Source organism: Thiothrix unzii, from assembly GCF_017901175.1.
In the GTDB taxonomy this organism is placed as follows: domain Bacteria; phylum Pseudomonadota; class Gammaproteobacteria; order Thiotrichales; family Thiotrichaceae; genus Thiothrix; species Thiothrix unzii.
The window spans coordinates 192,022-214,901 of sequence record NZ_CP072793.1; the positions used below are offsets into that span (position 1 = coordinate 192,022).

Annotated in this window: 23 protein-coding genes; 16 read left to right on the forward strand and 7 right to left on the reverse strand. The window is 53.4% G+C overall.

Annotated elements, in window-relative coordinates; all coding sequences use genetic code 11:
- Window positions 1–6 precede the first annotated feature (6 nt).
- Window positions 7–1,437 carry an aminotransferase-like domain-containing protein gene (locus J9260_RS01170; RefSeq protein ID WP_210219239.1) on the reverse strand — a complete coding sequence of 477 codons (1,431 nt, stop codon included), beginning with the start codon at window positions 1,435–1,437 and terminating at the stop codon, window positions 7–9.
- A gap of 60 nt (window positions 1,438–1,497) precedes the next feature.
- Entirely contained in the window at window positions 1,498–1,899 is a 402-nt protein-coding gene (locus J9260_RS01175; RefSeq protein ID WP_210219240.1) for a tautomerase family protein, read from the reverse strand.
- Between the two features lie 112 nt (window positions 1,900–2,011).
- Between J9260_RS01175 and J9260_RS01180 the strand changes: the two genes are divergently transcribed.
- From J9260_RS01180 to hrpA, 7 genes are all read left to right on the forward strand, one after another.
- Window positions 2,012–2,866 carry a LysR substrate-binding domain-containing protein gene (locus J9260_RS01180; RefSeq protein ID WP_210219241.1) on the forward strand — a complete coding sequence of 285 codons (855 nt, stop codon included), beginning with the start codon at window positions 2,012–2,014 and terminating at the stop codon, window positions 2,864–2,866.
- A gap of 150 nt (window positions 2,867–3,016) precedes the next feature.
- Complete coding sequence (gene ilvE / locus J9260_RS01185; RefSeq protein WP_210219242.1) at window positions 3,017–3,889, forward strand: branched-chain-amino-acid transaminase; 873 nt, start codon at window positions 3,017–3,019, stop codon at window positions 3,887–3,889.
- A gap of 1 nt (window position 3,890) precedes the next feature.
- Complete coding sequence (locus tag J9260_RS01190) at window positions 3,891–4,376, forward strand: protein tyrosine phosphatase family protein (protein WP_210219243.1); 486 nt, start codon at window positions 3,891–3,893, stop codon at window positions 4,374–4,376.
- A complete protein-coding gene (locus J9260_RS01195; RefSeq protein ID WP_246499566.1) occupies window positions 4,369–4,773 on the forward strand; it encodes a GFA family protein in 405 nt (134 codons plus the stop codon). Before J9260_RS01190 ends, J9260_RS01195 begins: the two co-directional genes overlap by 8 nt.
- Window positions 4,774–4,782: 9 nt before the next feature.
- Window positions 4,783–5,544 (forward strand): arylamine N-acetyltransferase family protein, encoded by a 762-nt coding sequence (locus J9260_RS01200; protein ID WP_210219245.1) that lies wholly within the window; start codon window positions 4,783–4,785, stop codon window positions 5,542–5,544.
- Between the two features lie 45 nt (window positions 5,545–5,589).
- On the forward strand, window positions 5,590–6,141 hold the full coding sequence (locus J9260_RS01205; protein ID WP_210219246.1) for a Uma2 family endonuclease: 552 nt from the start codon (window positions 5,590–5,592) through the stop codon (window positions 6,139–6,141).
- The gene (gene hrpA / locus J9260_RS01210; RefSeq protein WP_210219247.1) at window positions 6,138–9,896 is read left to right on the forward strand and encodes an ATP-dependent RNA helicase HrpA; all 3,759 of its coding nucleotides are present in this window, start codon (window positions 6,138–6,140) and stop codon (window positions 9,894–9,896) included. Before J9260_RS01205 ends, hrpA begins: the two co-directional genes overlap by 4 nt.
- On the opposite strand, the gene J9260_RS01215 is transcribed toward hrpA, so the two are convergent.
- On the reverse strand, window positions 9,893–10,459 hold the full coding sequence (locus tag J9260_RS01215) for a hypothetical protein (protein WP_210219248.1): 567 nt from the start codon (window positions 10,457–10,459) through the stop codon (window positions 9,893–9,895). The genes hrpA and J9260_RS01215 overlap by 4 nt on opposite strands.
- Window positions 10,460–10,579: 120 nt before the next feature.
- On the opposite strand from J9260_RS01215, the gene ruvB reads away from it, so the two are divergent.
- From ruvB to queE, 9 genes are read left to right on the forward strand one after another with little or no spacing between them, the layout of a single operon-like run.
- Entirely contained in the window at window positions 10,580–11,638 is a 1,059-nt protein-coding gene (ruvB, locus tag J9260_RS01220) for a Holliday junction branch migration DNA helicase RuvB (protein ID WP_210219249.1), read from the forward strand.
- Complete coding sequence (gene ybgC / locus J9260_RS01225; RefSeq protein ID WP_210219250.1) at window positions 11,631–12,038, forward strand: tol-pal system-associated acyl-CoA thioesterase; 408 nt, start codon at window positions 11,631–11,633, stop codon at window positions 12,036–12,038. The genes ruvB and ybgC overlap by 8 nt, the downstream gene beginning before the upstream one ends.
- Entirely contained in the window at window positions 12,035–12,721 is a 687-nt protein-coding gene (gene tolQ / locus J9260_RS01230) for a protein TolQ (protein WP_210219251.1), read from the forward strand. Before ybgC ends, tolQ begins: the two co-directional genes overlap by 4 nt.
- Window positions 12,718–13,155 carry an ExbD/TolR family protein gene (locus J9260_RS01235; RefSeq protein ID WP_210219252.1) on the forward strand — a complete coding sequence of 146 codons (438 nt, stop codon included), beginning with the start codon at window positions 12,718–12,720 and terminating at the stop codon, window positions 13,153–13,155. Before tolQ ends, J9260_RS01235 begins: the two co-directional genes overlap by 4 nt.
- Window positions 13,156–13,177: 22 nt before the next feature.
- Window positions 13,178–14,404 carry a cell envelope integrity protein TolA gene (gene tolA / locus J9260_RS01240; protein WP_210219253.1) on the forward strand — a complete coding sequence of 409 codons (1,227 nt, stop codon included), beginning with the start codon at window positions 13,178–13,180 and terminating at the stop codon, window positions 14,402–14,404.
- A 5-nt stretch (window positions 14,405–14,409) separates the two neighbouring features.
- The gene (gene tolB / locus J9260_RS01245) at window positions 14,410–15,645 is read left to right on the forward strand and encodes a Tol-Pal system beta propeller repeat protein TolB (protein WP_210219254.1); all 1,236 of its coding nucleotides are present in this window, start codon (window positions 14,410–14,412) and stop codon (window positions 15,643–15,645) included.
- A 33-nt stretch (window positions 15,646–15,678) separates the two neighbouring features.
- On the forward strand, window positions 15,679–16,257 hold the full coding sequence (gene pal / locus J9260_RS01250; protein WP_210219255.1) for a peptidoglycan-associated lipoprotein Pal: 579 nt from the start codon (window positions 15,679–15,681) through the stop codon (window positions 16,255–16,257).
- Window positions 16,258–16,261: 4 nt separating this feature from the next.
- Entirely contained in the window at window positions 16,262–17,245 is a 984-nt protein-coding gene (gene ybgF, locus J9260_RS01255; RefSeq protein WP_210219256.1) for a tol-pal system protein YbgF, read from the forward strand.
- 1 nt (window position 17,246) lies between these two features.
- The gene (queE, locus tag J9260_RS01260) at window positions 17,247–17,888 is read left to right on the forward strand and encodes a 7-carboxy-7-deazaguanine synthase QueE (RefSeq protein WP_210219257.1); all 642 of its coding nucleotides are present in this window, start codon (window positions 17,247–17,249) and stop codon (window positions 17,886–17,888) included.
- Between the two features lie 5 nt (window positions 17,889–17,893).
- Here the strand turns inward: queE and J9260_RS01265 are convergent, their stop codons facing one another.
- The 4 genes from J9260_RS01265 to J9260_RS01280 all read right to left on the reverse strand — a co-directional run bounded on the left by J9260_RS01265 (window position 17,894) and on the right by J9260_RS01280 (window position 22,819).
- Window positions 17,894–18,412, reverse strand: a complete 519-nt coding sequence (locus J9260_RS01265; protein ID WP_210219258.1) for a GNAT family N-acetyltransferase — start codon at window positions 18,410–18,412, stop codon at window positions 17,894–17,896.
- Complete coding sequence (locus J9260_RS01270) at window positions 18,409–18,702, reverse strand: type II toxin-antitoxin system TacA family antitoxin (protein WP_210219259.1); 294 nt, start codon at window positions 18,700–18,702, stop codon at window positions 18,409–18,411. Before J9260_RS01270 ends, J9260_RS01265 begins: the two co-directional genes overlap by 4 nt.
- Window positions 18,703–18,776: 74 nt before the next feature.
- Window positions 18,777–19,346 (reverse strand): Uma2 family endonuclease, encoded by a 570-nt coding sequence (locus tag J9260_RS01275; RefSeq protein WP_210219260.1) that lies wholly within the window; start codon window positions 19,344–19,346, stop codon window positions 18,777–18,779.
- A 26-nt stretch (window positions 19,347–19,372) separates the two neighbouring features.
- Window positions 19,373–22,819, reverse strand: a complete 3,447-nt coding sequence (locus tag J9260_RS01280) for a tetratricopeptide repeat protein (RefSeq protein WP_210219261.1) — start codon at window positions 22,817–22,819, stop codon at window positions 19,373–19,375.
- Window positions 22,820–22,880: the final 61 nt, after the last annotated feature.

The following is a 22,880-nucleotide window of genomic DNA, read 5'->3' on the forward strand; positions in this document are numbered from 1 at the left end:
AGCGAATCAAAAAGCCAGTGGAATAGCACACAACGCGCCCACTTTCGCCACCGCTTGTTCGACTTGCTCTGTCCATGGCTGCGCACAACTAATGCGGATGCAATTCCGGTATTTTTGCGTGGCGGAAAAGATTTGCCCCGGTGCAATGCTAATGCCTTGTTTCAGCAAGTGTTGCGTCATCTGCAAAGTATTCCTGCCCTCCGCCAATTCCACCCACAATACGAAGCCGCCTTTGGGTTGCGTCACCCGTGTGCCTGCGGGGAAATGCTGGCTAATGGCGTGGCTGAACAAATCGACTTGGCGGGCGTAGCGGGTTTGCACTTGGCGCAAATAACGTTCGTAGCCGCCGTGCGCAAGGAAATCCGCCAGTGCCAATTGGGGCAGCGTCGGCGCGGCAAGGTTGGTGACGTATTTGAGGTATTCGGCGCGGCGGAAAAAGCGTTCCGGCAATACCATCCAACCAATCCGTAAGCCTTGCGCCACGGTTTTGGAAAACGACGCACAGTAAATCACATTGCCGTTGGCAGGATCTGGCTCGACACTGAGCAAGTTGGGCGGGCGTGCGCCGTTGAAACCGAGGTCGCCGTAAATATCATCTTCGATCAGTAGTAAGTCGTGACGGTGGGCGAGGGCGACCAGTTGCTGCTTGCGCTCCACCGGCATCAGGCTGCCAAGCGGGTTACTGAAATTGGGGATCAGCACACAGGCTTTCACCGACCATTGTTCCAAAGCGCGTTCGAGGGCGGGCAAGCTGATGCCTTCCTGCGGGTCGGTGGGAATTTCCAGTGCCTTCATGCCTAATGATTCAATGACTTGCAGCAAGCCGTAGAAGGTCGGTGATTCGATAGCGATAATATCGCCCGCACAGGCAACGGTTTGCAGGGCAAGCGAAAGTGCTTCCTGACAGCCGTTGGTGATGAGGATGCGGTTGGCGGCAACGGGGCTGCCACACAGGTGCATTCGCCGCGCCAGTTGTTGCTGCAATTCGGGCAAACCGGGCGGGAAAGCGTAGTTGGCGGCGCGTTTGCCATAGTGCCGCACGGTTTTGGCGAGGCTGCGCTGAAAGGCACGCATCGGCATGAACGATTCATCCGGCACGGCTGCCCCCAGTTGCACGAAACCGGCGCGGCTGGTGGCTTGCGCGAGTTGTAACACCAGTTCTTGACCCGTTACGGGCGTGGGTTTGAGGACAGGTTGTGAAGTGGTAGGCAATTCGGGTTTGAGCCAGGGGCGCAGGCGAATGTAATAACCGGAACGCGGGCGGGCTTCGATCAGACAAAGGTTTTCGAGCTGGCGTTGCGCTTGCACGATGGTGGAAATGCTTACGCCGAATTGCTGGCTGAGGCGGCGTACACCGGGCAGGCGCGTGCCTTGCTGGTAGATGCCGTTGTCGATGTGGGCGGTGAGTTTGTTGGCAATATCGTCGTAGAGGGTCATGCGGTACAGTTTGAGTCAAGTAGCACTCAATCTAAATCTGTATGGTTTTGTAAGCAAGTGCTATTCCTGTTTCCTTGTCGCCTTGCGGCTTGCCTGGGTTTTACCGCTGTAGCCCCAATCGCTTGCAGGTACGCAGTCCAACACCACGTAACTGGCTTCCGCCAGCTCACCCAAAACCTCGGTCAATAGCGCAAAGATGGCGGCAATGGCGCGGGATTTTTCGGCTTCCGTATTCGTACCCTCCGTGATAATGCCGGACACAAACGCGGTGATGTTTTGCAGCACCTCCATATCCTGACTGGCGATAAACCATTGGGAGGCCGGGATACTTTCAATGGAAACCGCCACCAACGACCGCTGTTTGCGCAGGGTATTGGTCATGATGTCGGTGATTCCGCCAGCCAGTTGCTGGGCTTGCGTGGCGGATACGGTTTTGCTGATACGGACTGCAATGTAAGGCATGGTAAAACTCCTGTTGGTTAACGTAGCTCTACTTTAGCTTCCGATAGTGTTCGTGTATAACGATGTTTTCTGTTTAAATTAATCGTTATTGACGATCATTGTGGGTATCGCTATGAAGCAGGCCAATGTCAGTACGGAGCTACTGCAAACCTTTGTTACCGTAGTCGAGTCCGGTGGTTTTATCCGTGCAGCGCAGCACTTGTATAAAACACAATCCACCGTTAGCCAGCAAATCCGTAAGCTGGAAACAGAGCTTGATGCCAACCTGTTCGCCACTTCGGGAAGGCGACGGTTACTGACACCTGCCGGGGAACAGTTCCTCGGCTATGCCAAACGTTGGCTGGCATTACAGGATGAAGCCTTGTTTGCACTAGCAAAAAACAGCCTTGCCGCCGAAATCCGTCTGGGTGTTAGTCATAGCTTAAGCGAAGGTGTACTCCCGGAATTATTGGCGCAATTTTCCCGTGCTTACCCGCACGTCAATCTGGTGGTGGAAACAGGCTATGGTAATGAGTTGATCCAGCGCTATGACAGTGGCGATTACGATCTCATTCTGACCCTGGAGCGTGAACCGCTGGCAGGCAAGGTGATTGGAACTGCCGCGATGGTCTGGATCGGCAAGGCGGGGAGTGAATGGTCTGGTCTGCATCCCCTGCGGCTGGCGGGGTATCAGGGGGCTTGCGAGTTTCGGCAAGCCGCCACCCATGCGCTGGATCAGGCAGGCATACCTTGGCGGATTGTTTATAGCACCAACAGCTTGGCGGCATTGATGGCGGCGGTACGGGCAGGGCTGGCAGTAACGGTGCGTGCCGATTGCGCTGTTTCTGCCGGATTGGCAATCCTTGCTCCACCACCAAGTGTTCCTGAATTGCCCACCATTAGCGTAGTGTTGCGCAATCGTACCTTGAGCGAAGCCAGTGAATGGCTGGCAGCGGCTTTGCAAAAGACTGGATTACAAGCCGCGTGAGTTCCATCACCATATTCTGGAATTTCCGCAATACAATGCTCATACCTGCAAAAACTGTGTCGCTTAATTAAAGAAAATCTGTATCTGTAATGCTTTTTCTGGAAACCCTACACTGGCTATTCCGTAACAACAAGGATTCGGGGATCAGCCATGTTTGACCAAGCCCGCTGCTGGATAGACGGCAGCATTATGCCCGCATCAGAAGCAAAAATTTCGGTTTTTGACCACGGTTTCCTGTATGGCGATGGCGTATTTGAAGGCGTGCGTTTCTACAATGGCAAGGCATTCCGCCTGCCTTTGCACCTGAAGCGTTTGCAGCGTTCAGCGCAGGCGTTGCAACTGGCAATTCCACTGTCAGCCGATGAATTGGCGCAAGCGGTGGCGGAACTCATTGCTGCTTCGCCCCTGAGCGACGGCTATTTGCGTATTATCGTGACACGCGGGGTTGGAGTGCTGGGTATCAATCCCACCACTTGCCAACAGCCGAGTGTCATCATCATTGCCGACCAGTTGCAGATGGTGAGTGATGCGCAGCGGGCGCAAGGGGTACGGGCAATCATCGCTTCGACGCGCCGTTTGACCCCCGACCGGCTGGATTCGCGTATCAAAAGCCTCAACTACCTCAATGCGATTCTGGCGCGGATGGAAGCCAACTACGCAGGGGTGGAAGAAGCGATTCTGCTCAATGACCGGGGCTGCGTGGCAGAAGGTACGGCAGACAACCTATTCATCGTCAGCGATGGTGTGTTGCTGACACCGCCCGCTACCGAAGGCGCATTGGCAGGCATTACTCGCCAAAACGTGCTGGAACTGGCGGTCGCCAACGGCATCCCGGCGCGTGAGGCAATCCTCACACCCTACGATCTCTACAACGCCGATGAATGTTTCCTCACCGGCACAGGCGCGAAACTGATTCCGGTACGCGAAATCGACGGGCGGAAAATGGCAGAATGCCCCGGAACCTACTATCAACAACTGACACAGGCATTTTCCACCCTGATCCAGCAAGAAACAGGAGGCTGACATGAGCACCATCCTCAACTACCGCTACATCAACGCACGGCTCGCCAGTTCCGGCCAGCCGCTGGCGGATGAAATCCAGTCGATTGCTGATGCTGGCTACGAGGCAGTGATTAATCTGGCGATGCCGTATTCACCGAATGTACTGGAAGACGAAGGTTTCCGCGTCATCAGCCTGGGGCTGGATTACTACCACATTCCCGTACCGTGGGAGGAGCCAACACTAGCGCACTTGCAACGTTTCTGCGCCCTGATGCAAATGCTGGAAGGGCGCAAGGTGTGGGTGCATTGCGCACTCAATCACCGCGTTTCCGCGTTTCTATTCCAGTATCACCACTTGGTGCTGGGGATGCCGGAAGCAGACGCCAAAGCCGTGATGCTGCCGGAATGGGAGCCGGATGAAGTCTGGCAGGCGTTTTTGCAGATCGACAGCAACCTGACCCGGCTGGCTCCGGGCGCGATACCGGTTGGGAGTTATGGTGATGAGTGAGCAAGAATCCAGAATCTGGTACGGAAGCTGCCATTGCGGACAGGTCAAATTTACCGTCATCACGGTGCTGGACAAAGTGGTGCAATGCAATTGTTCCATCTGTAGCAAGAAAGGCGTGCTGCATCACCGGGTTAAACCGGAGCAATTCCAGCTATTGCAGGGGCAGGAAGCCTTGCAGCTTTACCAGTTTGATACGAAAGAAGCGAAACACTGGTTTTGCCGTCACTGCGGCATCCACCCATTCAGTAACCCCCGCGCCGCGCCGGACATGATCAGCATCAATGTGTGCTGTCTGGATGATTTCGAGCTGGATATGGTCAAACCCGAAGTGATCCCGTTTGACGGTCGCAACTGGGAAGCGGCTGTTGCAAAGTTGAACCAACAATTAAATTTTTGAGGAGTTCTCATGCTTGCCGAAAATTTCAACCTCACCGCTTACTGCCAACGAATCGGCTACACAGGCGAATTACGCCCCAACCTTGCCACCGTACAAGCCCTGATGCAGCACCAGTTGCGCAGTGTACCCTTTGAAAACCTGGACGTATTGGCAGGCAAACCCATTTCCCTTAACCCCGATGACATCGTGGCGAAAATCGTTGGTAGGCAGCGTGGCGGCTACTGCTACGAAGTCAACGGCATGTTTGCAATGGCACTGCAAGCCTTGGGAATCCCTTACCAGTTTGTCGCTGCCCGCCCGATGTTTTACCCGATGAAACGCCCACGTACCCACATGGCGTTGCTGGTCACGCTGGACGGAGCAGAATGGTTGTGTGATCTCGGTTTTGGCAGTTACGGCATCCGCGCACCGCTGCGGCTGGATGTGCTGGAAACGCCAATCCCACAAGGTTGCGACACTTTCATGCTGAGTGAGGAAGGTGGCGATATTATCCTCAAAGCGCAAGTGGAAGGAGCATGGGCAAAGCAATACGGCTTTAACCGCTGCCCGGTCGAGTGGATTGATTTTGCTCCGGCAAACTGGTTGAACTCTACCCACCCCGACGCAGTGTTTACCCAGAAACCGCTGGTGGTGTGCTTCACCGCAAACGGGCGCAATATCCTGTTTGGCGACAGTTTTAAGCAGGTGGATGCGGGTATCACCACCCAGCGCACCCTTGCGCCACATGAACAAGCGGCGGTATTGGAAGAACATTTCGGATTGAGGTCGTAACCGCTATACTGTGCCTCCAGCCACGTAATCCTGCGGAGGATGTTGATGTTGCAAGTAAAGCCCTGCTTTAGTCGTGAAGATTATCTGCTATTGGAAGCGCAGAGTGATGTCAAACATGAGTTCTTGGCAGGGCAGGCGTATGCGATGGCGGGTGGTACGTTCAACCATGCGCGGGTGGCGGGCAATCTGTTTGCGAGTTTGCGTCAGTTATTGCGTGGTAAGCCTTGCCAACCGATGAATAGCGATATGCGAGTGCATACGCCGTCGGGTTTGGATACTTACCCCGATGTGTCAGTGTATTGTGGGCAACCCGATTTGAATGACAAGCAGACAACGTTACTGAATCCTGTTTTATTGGTTGAAGTCTTATCACCTAGTACCCGTGAGTACGACCGCAGCAGTAAGTTTGCACATTACCGTTCCATTCCCAGCTTGCAAGACTATCTGCTGATTGACCCGGAAGCGGTAGCTGTTGAGCATTTTCACCGTCTGAAACGTGATGAATGGTTGCTGCGTGTTTATAGCCAACCGGACGATGTGCTGGTGTTTGATACGTTAGGAATTAGCTTGGCACTTAACGAGTTTTATACGCAGTGAACCCCCAACGCCGCGCCCTGCGCCTGCAAAACCTGCCCACACCCACCTACCCGGACGACCTGCCGGTTGCGCAACGCCGCGAAGAAATCCTCAAAGCGATCAGCACCCACCAAGTCGTGATTCTGTGCGGGGAAACCGGTTCGGGTAAAACCACCCAGTTGCCGAAAATGTGTTTGGAATTGGGGCGCGGGGTCAACGGTTTCATCGGTCACACCCAGCCACGCCGAATTGCTGCGCGGAGTGTGGCAGCGCGGATTGCGGAAGAGTTGAAAACGGTTTTGGGGCAACAGGTCGGTTATAAGGTGCGTTTCCACGACCGTTGCTCGCCCGACAGTTACATCAAGCTGATGACCGACGGGATTTTGCTGGCGGAAATTCAGCAAGATAAGCTGCTGCGCCAATACGACACCCTGATTATCGACGAAGCCCACGAACGCAGCCTCAATATCGACTTTTTGCTGGGCTACCTGAAATGGTTATTGCCGAAACGCCGTGACCTGAAAGTCATTATCACCTCTGCCACCATCGACCCCGAACGCTTTTCGCAACATTTTGATAACGCGCCGATTATTAATGTGTCGGGGCGTACTTATCCGGTGGAAATCCGTTATCGCCCGCTGGTGGACGTGGATGCGGAAGAAGAACTTGAACGTGACCAAACCCAAGCGATTTTGGACGCGGTGGATGAATTGGGGCGCGAAGCTCCCGGCGATATTTTGGTGTTTTTACCCGGTGAGCGTGAAATCCGGGAAACGGCGGAAGCGTTACGCAAACATCATCCACCTGCGACGGAAATTTTGCCATTGTATGCGCGGCTTTCCAACGAGGAACAGCACCGTATTTTCGAGCCACACGGGCGGCGGCGCATCGTCTTGGCAACCAACGTGGCGGAAACCTCGCTCACTGTTCCCGGCATTAAATACGTGGTGGATAGCGGCTATGCGCGGATTTCGCGCTATTCCTGGCGGGCGGGGGTGCAGCGTTTACCGATTGAAAAAGTCTCGCAAGCCTCGGCGAATCAGCGTTCCGGGCGGTGCGGGCGGGTTAGTAACGGTATCGCGATTCGTCTTTACAGCGAAGACGATTACAACAAACGGGCGTTATTTACTGAGCCGGAAATTTTGCGCACCAACTTGGCGGCGGTCATTTTGCAATTGGCGACGATGTGGGTGGCGGATGTCGAAGATTTCCCCTTTGTTGAGCCGCCTGATACCCGTTTGGTGCGCGACGGTTACAAGTTGCTGTACGAATTGGGCGCGGTGGATGACGATTACAATGTCACCGCTATTGGTCATCAACTCGCCAAATTGCCGCTCGACCCGCGTTACGGGCGGATGCTGTTGGCGGCACACGACAACGGTGCGTTACGCGAAGTGCTGATTATTGTCAGTGCGTTAACCTTGCAAGATCCGCGTGAACGCCCGATTGATAAGCAACAAGCCGCTGACGAAAAACACAGCCGTTTCAAGCACGAAGAATCCGATTTCTTGGGCTTTTTGAAACTGTGGGACTATTTCCACGAACAGCGTAAACACCTGTCGCAGCGCAAATTCCGCGAGTTGTGCCAGAAAGAACTGCTGTCGTATATGCGCTTGCGCGAGTGGCACGATATTCACACCCAATTGCATCAAATGGTGCTGGAAATGGGCGGTACTGTCTTACCCCCTGCCCCCCTTGCGGGGGAAGGGTTGGGGATGGGGGGAAGTACTAGCACAGCCGGTTACGACGCGATTCATTTGAGTTTGCTCACGGGTTTGCTCAGCAATATCGGGCAAAAAGACGAAGAGCGCGAATATTTAGGCGCGGGCGGGCGCAAGTTCCACATTTTTCCCGCCTCCAGCTTGAAGAAAAAAGCCCCGCAATGGCTCATGGCAGCGGAGTTGGTGGAAACTTCACGTTTGTATGCGCGGGTAGTAGCAAAAATCCAGCCGGAATGGGTGGAAAAGCTCGCCGATCATTTGCTGCGCCGCCATTACACCGAGCCGCATTGGGAACAAAAATCCGCGCAAGTTGCTGCATTTGAACGCACCGCATTATTCGGTATTACCATTACCCCTAAACGTAAAGTCAGTTACGGGCGCATTGACCCGCCCGTGTGCCGTGAGATTTTCATCCGGCACGCGCTGGTGTACGGTGAATACCGCACTGCCGCGCCGTTCTTTCGCCACAATGCCGATTTAATCAGCGAAATCGAAGTGCTGGAAGCCAAAGGTCGCCGCCGCGATATTCTCGCCGATGAACAGCGTTTGTACGACTTTTACGCGCCGTTAATTCCCGCGCAAGTGGTCAACGGGCATTCGTTTGAACGCTGGCGCAAACACGCGGAACACAAAAATCCCAAGCTACTATTTTTGACCCGTGATTACCTGATGCAGCGCGAAGCAGGGCATGAACGCAGCGGACAATACCCCGACAGCTTGCAGGTGCAGGGAATGATTTTGCCGTTGCGTTACCATTTCGACCCGAAAGCGGATGACGATGGTGTGACCGTGCGTGTGCCGTTGCTGGGTTTAAATCAGCTTGCGCCGACGCGCTTTGAATACCTCGTGCCGGGGATGTTGGAAGAAAAAATTACCGCACTGATTCGCGGCTTGCCGAAACACGTGCGTAAACAGTTTGTGCCTGCACCGGATTACGCACGGGCTTGCCTAGAATCCATTCAACCCAGCGATGATGTGCCGTTGCAAGTGCAGGTGGAAAAGCATTTGCGGCGCATGACTGGCAGCCAAATTCCGCCCGAAGCATGGGCAGAATTGGAATTGCCGACACACTTGCTAATGCGTTTTGAAGTCGCCGACGACAGTGGCAAAGTGGTGAAAGCAGGGCGCGATTTAGACGCACTCAAAGGCAAAGTGCGCGAACAAACTCAGCACCAATTGGCAGTGCAACCGGTGCAATCCATCGAACGCACCGGCATTACGGCGTGGGACTTTGGCGATTTACCCGACAATCATTGGCTGGAAATGGGAGGGATGAAATTGCGCACTTGGCCTGCGCTGGTGGATAACGGCAATAGCGTCAGCATTCGCCTGTTTGATAACGAACCGGATGCTACCGCGCAACATTGGTGTGGTGTATTGCGCTTATTCCTGCTGGCACTGCCTGCGGAAGTACGCGATGTGCCGAAGCACACCCAGCAGATGGCGGCAATGTGTTTGCAATACGCCGCGACGGGCAAGTGCGAAGAACTCAAGGAAAGCATTACCCGTTACGTTTTCCGCCAAGCATTTGCCGATTATCTCACCATTCGCAAACAGGATAGCTTTGCCCAAGCGCTCGGCGAATGCCGCAAGCAAGTGTTTGCCCAAGCGCAGGAAACCGCGCGGCTGCTTGCCCCGACGTTAAGTCTTTACCACGACATCCGTAAATCCCTGAAAAGTAAAGCACCACCCACCTGGCTGGAAGCATTAAACGACATCAACGACCAACTCAACCATCTGGTGTACGTCGGTTTTCTGGAAGCGATAACCCCGGACGAATTGCGCCACTTCCCGCGTTACCTCAAAGGCATTCAACGCCGTTTGCAAAAACTGGCGGAAAACCCAACCAAAGACCGCGCCTTACGGGTGCAAGTGCAACCGTTTTGGGATCAGTGGAAAGAGCGTCACAAGCGTGGTAAATCCAGCGAAAAACGCCACGAATACCGTTGGTTGCTGGAAGAGTTCCGCATTTCACTGTTCGCGCAAGAGTTAGGGACAGCGAAACCCGCCTCCAGCAAGCGACTGGAAGCGGTGTGGAAAGAGGCAAACGTTTAGCGCAAAAACGCCTTTAAAAATTCACCTGCCACCGAAGCCACTTGCTTTGCCGAATCCCAGTCAAAGCGATCTTCCTGTGAGGAAAGGTGTTGTGGCGCAGCAGTCTCAGGCTCTTCCTGATTGACCGCTTTGAGGAAATCGTAGGTTGCTTCCCGCAACAATGCCATGCAAACCAACAACTGTTTACGTGCCCATTCCACCGGGAAATCGGCAGAAATCGGGAACGCGGTTTGCAATGTGAGGTCGCCATCGCCGTCCAAGCCCCACGCGGGTAAACCGCTGGTTCCGGCGTTAGATTGTAAAAATGCCAGCGCGTCGCTAATTTCCAAGCCAGTGAAATACACTTTTGCCACCAGTCGATTGGCGGGTACGTCGCTGGCTTCACCGCCTTTCCATTCGCTTTGTTCACAGACCATGATTACATTGTCATCGACCGTTACCGCGTAATTCACATTGCCATCGTCACCGATAATACGTTTCAGCGGAACATGGCTGGGCGAATATTCCCAGCCCTTTTGCGGGTCAAAAATAGCATCCAGTAATAAAGTCTTGGTCGTCAGCATTATATTCTCCTTGGTTTTAGACATTGGTGGTAGGCGTGGCAGGCTGGCGTAACCAACACACTGGTTACACCCTTCACAACCCGTTAGAATATCGCACAATCAAAGACATGAATCAAAACGATGGACAAACAACACGCCCGCCCGCTTTCCCCGCACGCCAGCCGCGAAGAAGACCGCGCTGACGACCATATTCGCCCACGCCGGTTGCAAGATTACATCGGGCAGCCAGTAGTACGTGAGCAAATGGAAATTTTCATTGGTGCAGCACGGCAGCGCGGCGATGCGCTGGATCATGTGTTAATTTTTGGTCCGCCGGGGTTGGGTAAAACCACACTTTCCCATATCATTGCGCATGAAATGGGCGCAAATTTACGTCAAACATCGGGGCCAGTATTAGAAAAAGCGGGTGATCTTGCCGCGCTATTAACCAATCTTGAGCCACATGATGTATTATTTATCGACGAAATTCACCGCCTGAGTCCGGTGGTCGAGGAAATTCTTTATCCGGCGTTAGAAGATTTTCAGCTCGACATTATGATCGGCGATGGCCCTGCGGCGCGTTCGATTAAACTGGACTTACCACCGTTTACCTTGGTGGGGGCGACTACCCGTGCGGGATTGTTGACTTCGCCGTTGCGTGACCGTTTTGGGATTGTGCAGCGGCTGGAGTTTTACAATGTGGAGGATTTGGCGTACATCGTGCGGCGTGCGGGTACAATCGTGGGGGCGCAGGTTGACGAGGGCGGGGCGTATGAAATTGCGCGGCGTTCACGCGGCACACCACGGATTGCTAACCGCTTGTTACGGCGGGTGCGTGATTACGCGCAAGTGAAGCATAACGGTTTGATTACGTCAGACATTGCGGATCGTGCGCTAAATATGCTGAATGTCGATGAGCAAGGTTTTGACCACATGGACAGACGCTTGTTATTGGCAGTCATAGAAAAATTTGACGGCGGCCCTGTTGGGGTCGATAGCCTCGCCGCTGCGATTGGGGAAGAGCGCGGTACGATTGAAGATGTATTAGAGCCGTTTTTAATCCAACAGGGCTATTTGATGCGTACCCCGCGTGGGCGTGTCGCAACACGGCGATCATGGCAACATTTTGGGCTAACGATACCTGCGCATCTGAGTGCAGGCACTAATCAAGAAGGTAGCAGTTTTGAGCTGTTTGAATGAGTTTATCTTGCCAATACGGGTTTACTACGAAGATACCGATGCGGGCGGCATTGTGTATCACGCGAATTATCTGAAATTCATGGAGCGGGCGCGGACAGAATGGTTACGCAGCCTTGGGATGGAGCAAGACGCACTGGCGCAACAAGGGTTTTTGTTTGTGTTGAGTCAGTTGTCGATTAATTACCGTAAACCTGCCCTTTTTAATGAACAAATTTATGTCAGCGCGACGCTGACCGAATGCCATAAAGCCAGTATGCTATTTAATCAACAGATTTGGCGGCAAAATCAGGCCGATGCACGTGAACTGTTAGCCGATGGTAGCGTCAAAGTAGTGTGCATTACCCAAGATACGCGGCGACCCACGCCGCTACCTCCAGCAATAAGGAATTTGATCCCGTGACTACCGACCTTTCCATTTTGAAATTGATTACTGATGCCAGCCTCGTGGTGCAAATCGTGATGCTGATGTTGGTGCTGGCTTCGCTGTTTTCATGGTCATTGATTATGGCGAAGTCGGGCAAAATCGCGACGACCCAGACCAATGTTACCCGTTTTGAAGACCGTTTCTGGAGCGGGGTGTCGCTGAATGCCTTGTATGAAGAGTTAGCGCAGAAAACTAACCGGCGCGGTTTGGAACGTATTTTCTACGACGGTTTCCACGAATATAAGCGTGCGATTGCGACGGAGCCAAGTTCGCGTTTGTCAGTGACGGACTCGGTACAGCGGGCAATGCGGGTGGCGGCTTCCAAAGAAGTGGATGAGTTGGAACAAAATCTGGCGTTCTTGGCAACCGTGGGTTCGACCAGCCCTTACGTGGGTTTGTTCGGCACGGTGTGGGGGATTATGAATTCCTTCATTTCTTTGGGGCAGATGCAGCAGGCTACCTTGGCAGTGGTTGCGCCGGGGATTGCGGAGGCGTTGATTGCTACTGCGATTGGTTTGTTTGCGGCGATTCCGGCGGTCATTGCGTATAACCGTTTTAGCGATAAAATTGACCGTTTGGTGGTGAGCTACGACAACTTCCGCGAAGAATTTACCGCGTTGTTGGAACGTCACGCCAGCGCACAGAGGAAACCGGCATGAGTGCCCACTGTCAATGTCGGCGTAAACGCCGCGCCATGTCACAGATGAACGTTGTGCCTTACATTGACGTTATGTTGGTGTTGCTGGTGATTTTCATGGTGACAGCACCGATGATGCAAGCGGGGGTGGAAGTGGATGCACCCGATGCGCAGGCAGAAGCGTTAACCGCCGATAATCAGCAGGAACCTCTGACGATTTCTGTGGACAAAGCTGGACACTTCTTCCTTGATGACGGTGCGGAAGTGGATGCAGCAGCGATTACCAGCTATGTGTCCTCCCAGCTTGATCCCAAGGCAGAACGCCCGATTTTTGTACGTGCTGATGGCACGGCGGAATACCGGCACTTGGTAGGGGCAATGGTGGCAGCCCAACAAGCCGGGGCAAAGAAAATCAGCCTAGTGGTTGATTCAGCTCCCGCCCCGAACAAACCCTAAGCGCGAAAGGATGGATTAGACCATGTTTAAGGAATTGCTAAAAAACCCCAAAGCCCTGATGTGGGCGTTGGTTTTCCATGTGCTGATCATCGTTTTACTGCTGTTGAGTTTTAAATTCACAGATCGCCCTAGCGTTGATACCAATGTGCCGGTGCAAATGGTTGCCCCAGAAGGTTTACCGTTACCTGAAGAAAAAGTAACGCCACCGGAACAAGCCGCCACACCGCCAGCGACTCCACCAGAAACGGAAACCGCGACATTGCCGCCCACACCGCCGGTAACGCCGCCAGAAGTTAAACAGCCTGTAGTGGAGCCGCAAACCAGTGCCGCTGCTGCTGAAAAAGCTGCGGAAGTCGCCGAAGCAGAAGCGCGTCGTAAAGCCTTAGCCGACAAGCGTGCCAAGGAAATTGCCGAAGAAAACGAACGTGAACGTGCTGCTCAGGCCAAACGCGCGGCGGCGGAAGCAGAGCGTAAAGCTGAAGCTAAAACTGATGCACGTCGTGAAACCTTAGCCGAAGAAAAACGCCGCGAAGCCGAGCGCGAAAAAGCCGATGCCAAAGCCAAGGCAAAAGCAGAAGCCTTAGCGCAGGAAAAAGCCGCCGCTAAAGCCAAAGCAGAAGCTGCGACTAAGGCAGAATCCAGTGCCAGGGAAAAATCCGAAGCCATTGCCCGCGAAAAGGTCGAAGCAGCAGCAAAAGAAAAGTCCGAAGCCTTGGCGCGTAAACAAGCAGAAGAAGACAAAGCACGTACCGCACTCGAAGCGGATCGCCAATTAGCCGAAGACCGCGAACGTTGGAAGGCTGCGGAAGCCAAGCGTAAAGCTGCCGAAGCCGACGCAGATCGCCAATTAGCTGAAGACCGCGAACGTTGGAAAGCTGCTGAAGCCAAGCGCAAAGCCGCCGAAGAAGCTGCTCGCCGCAATGCTGCTGCCGCGACTGGCAACGGTGGTAATGCAGGCAGTGGCGGCCCTAGTGCCCGTGATTTAGGCTCTGCGCGTAGCGCGTGGGCGAGTGCGATTAAACGCAAAGTCAAAGGCAATTGGCGGCAACCGTCTGAGCGTTTCGGGATGTCCGGCACTGCGCGTTTGAAAGTCAATGCGCCGGGAACAATCGGACGTTTCTCTTTAAATTGTAACGGTAGCCCCGCGTTCTGCGAATCGCTTAAAGCCGCGATTCATGGTTCCGACCCGTTTCCAAAACCACAATACGATGAACTTTACAGCGATACCCTTGTAATTACGTTTGAGTAATAGCTATGACAAAGAAACTGCTTGCCACTACCTTGCTCTCTGTGTGCGCCCTGTTTGCCGCAGTCGCTCCTGCGCACGCCGAAGAGTTACATATCCGTATCGACAGTGATGCTGCCGCTGATGGCACGCGCATTGTGGTTGCACCGTTTGGCCCTCTGGCGAAAGTCATTGAGGCTGACCTGCAACGCAGCGGACGGTTTGCTTTAATTGATCCGACACGAGCGGGTGATATGTCTCCTGCTGCGTTACGTGCAGCCGGAGCGCAGTATGCGGTGGTTGGAAGCCAGTCCGGTGGGCTGGATTTTCAACTGATTGATGTAGGTAGCGGGCAGGCCGTCGGTGCTTTCCGTATTCCTGCGCACCCTAACCAACGCCGTATGGCACACAAAGCCGCTGACTTGGTGTTTGAAAAAATTACCGGGGTAAAGGGCGCGTTTGATACCCGTATTGCGTATGTGTCTGCCAGTGGTCCGGCGCGTGGTCAAACCTTTCAGTTAATCGTATCGGATGCTGACGGGCATAATCCGCGCACGATTGCATCTTCACGTCAGCCGTTGATGTCGCCTAGCTGGTCGCCTAACGGTAATCAGGTTGCTTACGTTTCCTACGAAAGCGGTCGACCGATGGTGTATGTACAGGATTTGGCTTCAGGTGGTAAACGTGCGGTTTCTGAAGCCGGTAAATCCAGCACTTCACCTTCATGGTCGCCGGATGGTCAATCGCTGGCAATGAGTGTGGCAACCGGGCGCGGCGAATACGATATTTTCGTGACGGGTGCAAACGGCGGCGGGATGCGTCAAATCACCAACAGCCGTGGGATTGATACCGAGCCGCAATGGGCTGACGGCAACACGATTGTGTTTACTTCGGATCGGGGCGGACAGCCGCAGCTTTACCAAACATCCGCCAGCGGTGGTGGGGATAGTCGCATGTCTTTCAGCGGCGGGTATAATGCCGGTGCAAGCATTGCGGGCAACAGCGTGGCAATGGTGCGTCAAAGTGGCGGCTCTTCCAAAATTACGGTGATGAATGCCGCGACTCGTGAAGAGCGCGTTATTTCACGCGGTACGCAGGACGACTCCCCAGCGATTTCCCCGAACGGCACGATGGTATTGTATGCCACCGATGCGGGCGCACGCGGTTCACTGGCAGTGGCGAGTGATAACGGCAAAGCGCATCAGCTTTTGTATTCTCAAGCAGGCGATGTACGTGACCCCGCTTGGTCGCCTTATCTGGATTAATGATTAAACACGAATAGCGAGAGAACGAGTGTTATGAATATTAAAACATTAGTAGTAGCGATGCTGGTATCAGCAGTATTAGCCATCAGTGGTTGCGCCCAACAAGGTGGTAATGCCAATGGTGGCGCGGGTGCGGGCGGTACTAACGGCGGTTACGGCAGCGGCGGTGCAGGTAACGGTAGCAATGGCTATGGTTACGGCAACGGTGCTAACGGTGGTTACGCTAACGGTTCCGGGCAATATACCCCGGCAGATTTACGCAATCCCAACAGCATTTTGGCGCAACGGGTCATTTATTTTGATCTCGACAGCTCCTCCATCCGCCCGGAATTCCAAAATGCGTTAAACGCGCATTCCGCGTTGCTGGCAGCCTACCCGAATTTGCGGGTGCGGTTGGAAGGTCATGCGGATGAGCGCGGTTCACGCGATTACAACGTGGCTTTGTCTGAGCGTCGTGGTTACTCGGTGCTGGATTACATGCAAATCAAGGGCGCAAATACCAGTCAGATGGAAGTGATTGGCTACGGGGAAGAAATCCCTGCTGAGTTCGGGCATAATGAATCCGCGTGGAGTAAAAATCGCCGCGTCGAAATCAAATATGCTGGAGAGTAAGGACATGCGAGACAAGGATAATCGTCGCCCATTGGCGATGCTGCTGGGGTTGCTGTTGTCAGCCCCCGCCATCGCCGCCCCGTTATCGGACGATGCGGCACTGCAACTGTTAGAACGCCTGAACCAAATGGAACGGGACATGAGCAGTTTGCGCGGTGAAAATGAGCAACTGCGTAATGATCTGCAAGGTTTACAGAAAAGCCAAAAAGAAGCTCTTCTGCAAGTCGATGAAAAAATGGACAAGTTAGCCCCTGATGCAACACCAGCGGCTACACCCAGCACCGGTGCAAGCAGTGATGCGGTCGGCAAATCCACTGTTTTGCCAGACCCCAATGCGGGTAAGCCTGATATTTTGCCAGACACTAGTGCTGGTAAATCTACGACCACTGATCCGAACAGCTATTACAGCTACGGTACAGGCGCGACGGATGACAAAAATCCGAGTAAACCCGCCGATAGCAGTAAGGTTGATGACAGCAAGCCCGATGCTGCAAAAGATGATGCTAAGCTAACAAGCACCGACAGCAAGTCTGAAACGCCCAAAGCGGATGACACCAAGTCGGCTGAAACCAAAACCGATAGCACGTTGCCACCGCCGGTACGTGAAGAACGTGCGGTTTACGACGATGCGTTTAACACCTTGCTGAAAAAGCCTAAAGACGCGATTCCGTTGTTCCGCAACTTCCTCAAGGATTACCCCAATAGTTCACTGGCTTCCAGTGCGCAATATTGGGTGGGCGAAGCTTTGTATGCTGAAAAAGACTACAAAGCCGCTTCTGATGAGTTTTTGGTGGTGTTGAAAGAGCACAAGGGTAGCGATAAAGCACCCGGTGCGGCGTTAAAGTTGGGTTACAGCTTTTACGAGCTGAAAGAATGGGATAAAGCCCGTAAAACCCTCGAAGACGTGATCAGTTTCTTCCCCGGTGAAACCGAAACCGTGCAAAAAGCCCAAGAACGCCTCGACAAAATGAAGGCCGAAGGGCATTGATTTGAGCAGCTTACGCATTACGGAAATCTTCCACTCCCTGCAAGGGGAAACCCGCACCGTTGGCCTGCCAACGGTGTTTGTGCGTCTGACGGGCTGCCCGTTGCGCTGTCATTATTGCGATACCGCTTATGCTTTCACGGGCGGCACGAGCATGGCGTTGGCGGATATTGTTGAGCAAGTGGCGAGTTATCAAGCGCATTACGTGACAGTAACGGGCGGCGAGCCATTAGCGCAGAAAAACTGTTTGACGTTATTGAGCACGTTGTGTGACCAAGGTTACGAAGTGTCATTGGAAACCAGCGGCGCAATCACTTTGGAAGGCGTTGACCCGCGTGTGGTCAAGGTCATGGACATTAAAACCCCCGCATCTGGCGAAGCGGCAAAAAACCGTTGGGAAAACCTCGCGTTACTCGACAGCAAAGATCAGCTTAAAGCGGTGATTTGCAGCCGTGACGACTACGAATGGTTTCGGGATATTGCCGAAGTTCATGGCTTGTTCGAGCGGTGCGAAGTGCTGATTTCCCCCAGCCATACGGAACTGAAGCCGCGAGAACTGGCTGAATGGGTGTTGGAAGATCGGTTGCCGGTGCGGTTTCAGTTGCAGTTGCATAAGTATTTGTGGAACGACGAACCGGGGCATTGAGTGCTTTACCCAACCGCTGCAACCAATCCCCCCGCAGGCATATACAGTTTCAACGGCTCATCCAGCAACGGCGTAAACCCAAAATGCTGGTAATAAGCTGCTGCTTGCGCATCTTTCGCGTCTACTACCATCGCTACAACAGCAAATTCATCCAGCAGTCGGACGATACGCACCATTGCATCTACTAGTAACCTCTGTCCAATTTGCTGCCCTTGATAACGTTGGTCGACCGCCAGCCGAGATAAGCGCACGACTGGCAGGTGGCTTTTAGGTAAGCGTTTAGCGTCGCCTGCATTCAAGTGTTCAGGCGGAATTTCAGCTAAGGTAGTGGTGTAGAACCCCAAAATTACGCTGGGTTGCGTCGGATCAATGGCTACCCAAGTGCGGGAAACCTGCTTTTTCTGGTGCTGCTGTGCGGTTTGTTGCAAATAGTGGTTCAAGTCTTCTTGTCCACAATCGAACGCTTTGCGGTCATGGATTGTGCTTAATGACACAATCGCTAACGTCTCGGCACTGCTGATCATTCGACAATCACACTGTCACGATAGCGTTTTACTGCCCGTAATAATGCGGCATTGGGTGCTGGAGGGTGTTCTAGTGCATCAAGAAAAGCATAAGTATCACGCAAGCTTAAACGAATAACCTGTTCTTGTTGAACAATCCGTTCGGCTTCGCGTACCGCTGATTGCACAATGAATTGATTAACCGAAGAAAACCCTGCCCAAGAAGCCGCTTGTTCCAATAGGGCTTTCACATTCGGTGAAACTCGACTGACGACGCGCTCACTTTTGTGTTCAATGCTTGTTTCTAACATGGGGTTTTCCTCTAAATAGTTCATTAGAGACTATCAAGATGTTGCCATTTTGGCAATATTACAAGCCATGCAAATTAGTCTAAGCCCACTTCTTTACGCACTCGTCGGTAGACGTTTTCCACTGCCATTTCCAACCCGACGGATTCGAGGGTAAAGGTGTCGCCCGCGTAGAAATACTCCGGCTTCCAGTTGTTACGACGGCGGAATATTTGCAGGTGGGGGGTGTCCTGCGAGACGATCACGTATTCGCGTAAAGTGGGAATCTGGGTGTAATTTGCGAATTTTTCGCCCAAATCCGTGCGTTGGGTGCTGGGGGATAGCACTTCGATGATCAGAATGGGGCTATTGCGCGTGTAGTTGTCGGCATTGTTTTTATCACAGGCAACCATAACGTCGGGATAATAGGCGAAATTCTTGCCATTATGCCGGATCACCACTTTCATATCGGACATGAACGGTTGGCAAGGTGGTTCGGTGCGGTTGTGGATAGCGGCGAACAGTTCCCCTGCAATGATATTGTGTGCGGCACTTGCCCCGCTCATGGCGTAGATTTGCCCATCCACGTATTCGCTGCGGACATCGACATCGCGCTCTCCAGTGAGATACTCATCGAGGTTCAGGTATTCGTATTTGATTGCGTGCATGGTGGTTTCCTGCTTTTGTGTTTTCATCACAGTATAGAGGCTTGCGTTTCACTTGTCCGCCCGCTGATGGTGTCAGCGAGTGTCCGCAGCAACGCAATATTTTGATGCCCGTCTTTCTCCGCTTGCGCAATGTTGCCGGAAAAGTCCCAGCCTTCCGAGCGTGCGCCCGTTTCCAGCAATGCCATGATTTCGGCTTGAGCTTGCGGGTAGTCTTGTGGGAAATGGGCGAGGCGGTAGAACCAGAGTTCTAGCTTTAGGTCTGCTGCTTCGGGATTGGTGGCAAAGGCTTGGTCGATGAGGGTTTTGCCTTGGGTTTTGTCGCCTTCTATCAGGTAAAGCTGCGCCAGATTTGCCATGACGTTGGCATAGTCCGGTACGATTTCCAATGCGCGGTGATAAAGCTGTTGGGCTTGCGGGTAATCTTTGCGGTACAGGTGCAAGAAAACGGCGAACCAGCCTAGGTTGCGGGCATGGTTGGGGTCAGCGTCGATGGCTTGCTGTAAGAGGGATTCGGCGCGGTCAGAGTCTTTGCAGATGTTTTGCATGAAGGCAGCGAAGTTGCCGAGGTTGTTGGCATGGCTGGGGTCAGCGTCGATGGCTTGCTGGTAGAGGGATTCGGCGCGGTCGAAGTTCTTGCGGATGTTTTCCATGAAGGTGGCGAAGTTGCCAAGGTTACGGGCATGGTTGGGGTCAGCGTTGATGGCTTGCTGGTAGAGTGTTTCGGCGCGGTCGAAGTCCTTGCGGGTGTTTTGCATGAAGACGGCGAAGTTGCCGAGGTTGTAGGCATCGTTGGGGTCAGCGTCGATGGCTTGCTGGTAGAGTGCTTCGGCACGGTCGAAGTTCTTGCGGATGTTTGCCATGAAGTCGGCGAAGTTGCCGAGGTTGTTGGCATGGTTGAGGTCAGCGTCGATGGCTTGCTGGTAGAGGGCTTCGGCGCGGTCGAAGTCCTTGCGGATGGTTTTCATGAAGTCGGCGAAGTTGCCGAGGTTGCGGGCGTGCTTGGGGTCAGCGTCGATGGCCCGCTGGTAGAGGGTTTCGGCGCAGTCGAAGTCCTTGCGTGTGTCTTCCATGAGGATGGCGAAGTTGCCGAGGTTGCGGGCGTGCTTGGGGTCAGCGTCGATGGCCTGCTGGTAGAGGGTTTCGGCGCGGTCGAAGTCCTTGCGTGTGTCTTCCATGAGGATGGCGAAGTTGCCGAGGTTGTTGGCGTGCTTGGGGTCAGCATCGATGGCTTGCTGGTAGAGGGTTTCGGCGCGGTCGAAGTCCTTGCGGGTGGAGTACATGAAGTTGGCAAACCAACCGAGGTTACGGGCATGATTGGGGTCAGCGTCGATGGCTTGCTGGTAGAGGGTTTCGGCGCGGTCGAAGTCTTTGCGGATGGTTTCCATGAAGATGGCGAAATTGCCGAGGTTGCGGACATGGCTGGGATCAGCGTCGATGGCCTGCTGGTAGAGAGCTTCGGCGCGGTTGAAGTCCTTGCGGATGGTTTCCATGAAGAGGGCAAAATCATGAAGCCAATAAGCATTCTTCGGGTCGGCTTCAATACTCCTTTGCAAAAGATATTCAGCTTCATCGTAATTGTTTAGTTTTATCCCCATGAACTTTGCAAATCTACCTAATCTGTTTGGATTATTTGGAGCAAGTTCAAGTGCTTTTCTGTGGTGTTGCTCACGCTCATCAGTTGGCAGGGAATCAACTTCTGCCATTAGTCCCCACACTTCAGGGTCATCAGGCGTTGTTTTTAGCAGTTCGCGGAGAGTGGATTCATTATCTTGCCAATCAGCAGGCAAATCCCCACGGCTGGCTTTTTGGGTCAAGTATTGGGTCGTGTGATTTTGGAAACGGGCTGAACAATAATCCCAATCTGCTTTTAACAGTTCGGAAGTTTTACGTGGTTCTTCATTGGGAAGCAGATCAACACGTTGCCGTTTCCAAGCATTTGAGCGGTATAATGAACCCGCCAGCATTTTCCAGAATTCTTCTTTATCTTGGCCTTGCTCCCGTTGTTCAAAGCCGAAGTCTGCCATAAACGTGTGATACGCACCTTCTAGTAAAAGTGCATTGTCATTTTCCGGTGTTTTGGCTTTCGGATCGGGGTATTTATCAGGCCAACCACTTTGTTGATCGAACCATGCGGCAAGGTTGGCATGAATTTCTAATGCTGTCTTATCCAGCCAAATCTTTTCCCGCTTCGCCCACGCGGTGAAGGCTGCGCGGGTTTCATCGTGCAGGAAGTAGCGGTCGGGGTCTTGCTCACGGTAAACCGTGCCTTTTTCTTCGTAGGTTTTCAGTCGTTGCAAGCCGGATTGTTCGCCGAATTCGTCTTTGGGGAACAGCAGTTCTGCCATGTCGCGGTGGATGTATTGGCGCGGCAGTGCCAGCCGCCAGAAAGCGCGGTCGTCGGGTAGCACATGCGTGAGCAGGCGTTGGGTGACGTACAGCAGCAGCCCGTGGCGTTCGTCCTGTTGGAAGCTGTTGAGTAATGGTTGCCATTGCTCCACCTTCCATTCCCACGTCGGTTGCCAGTCTGCCAACAGGCGCACTACCCGCTCCAGCAAGAAGGGGTTGCCAAGGGTCAGTTGTTGCAGCTTGCTAATGTCGCTGTCTTGCGGGGGCGTAATCTGGCGCGGCAAACTGCTTTCCAGATAGGTGCGGATTTCGTCAGCAGTAAACGCGGGGACATCCACCGTTGGGGCAAAATAATCCAAGGGCAACGCTCCCAATTCGCGGATGGCTGGCGGACGACCTGCCAACACCATAATGACAGGCTTATCGAACAAGAAATGTGCCATACCTGCACAATACTCAATCAGGTTGGCAGTACGCGGATGCTCGGCGGCAGGTGTTTCCAACTCGCCATCATCACGGAAGCGCAAACGGGTTGAGAGATTTTGTTTACCCGCTTGTTCCAACGTGTCAATCAGGATGACACCGTGTTTTTGGAAGTCCTTAGCCAAGGCGCGTAATAAGGTTTCTTCTGGTTTTTGCAGCAATTCTTGCTGTTGTTGGTTTTCCCTGCGTTGCCAAAATTCATACACTAGCTTGCCAGCATCACGGATTGCGCCTACTGCCAGCCCGTAATTCTCATCCTTGCCCACGCCTTTCTGTAATAACTCTGCCGCACCGCTGGCATTGTCGCCGTAGGGTTGCAGCATCGCGCTCAATGTTTCGTAACTGGTATTCAGTTTTTTGCGGTGTTCGTCAAAGGCTTTGGTATGGACAGTTTCAACCCGCAGCCACATATCCAATGCGCCCGACACGATCAAACGCGGCAAATCAATGTAAAGCGCGGGGATTTCATTGCGTTCGCAATAACTGAAAAAACGCCTCAACAAGCTGGTTTTGCCCGCACCACCGACCCCGACCAGCGGCAACACGTAGGCTTTGCCGTCTTTCAGCAGGTTTTGGAATTCGGTTTCGGCTTCACGCGGAATCCAATGGTAGTTGTGCTGTGCGGGGTTGCGGGCAATCGGCATGGGGCAAACCTGTTTGATGGCGAAGGCTGTTTATTTAATAGCGGATATGGGCAGTGAGTGC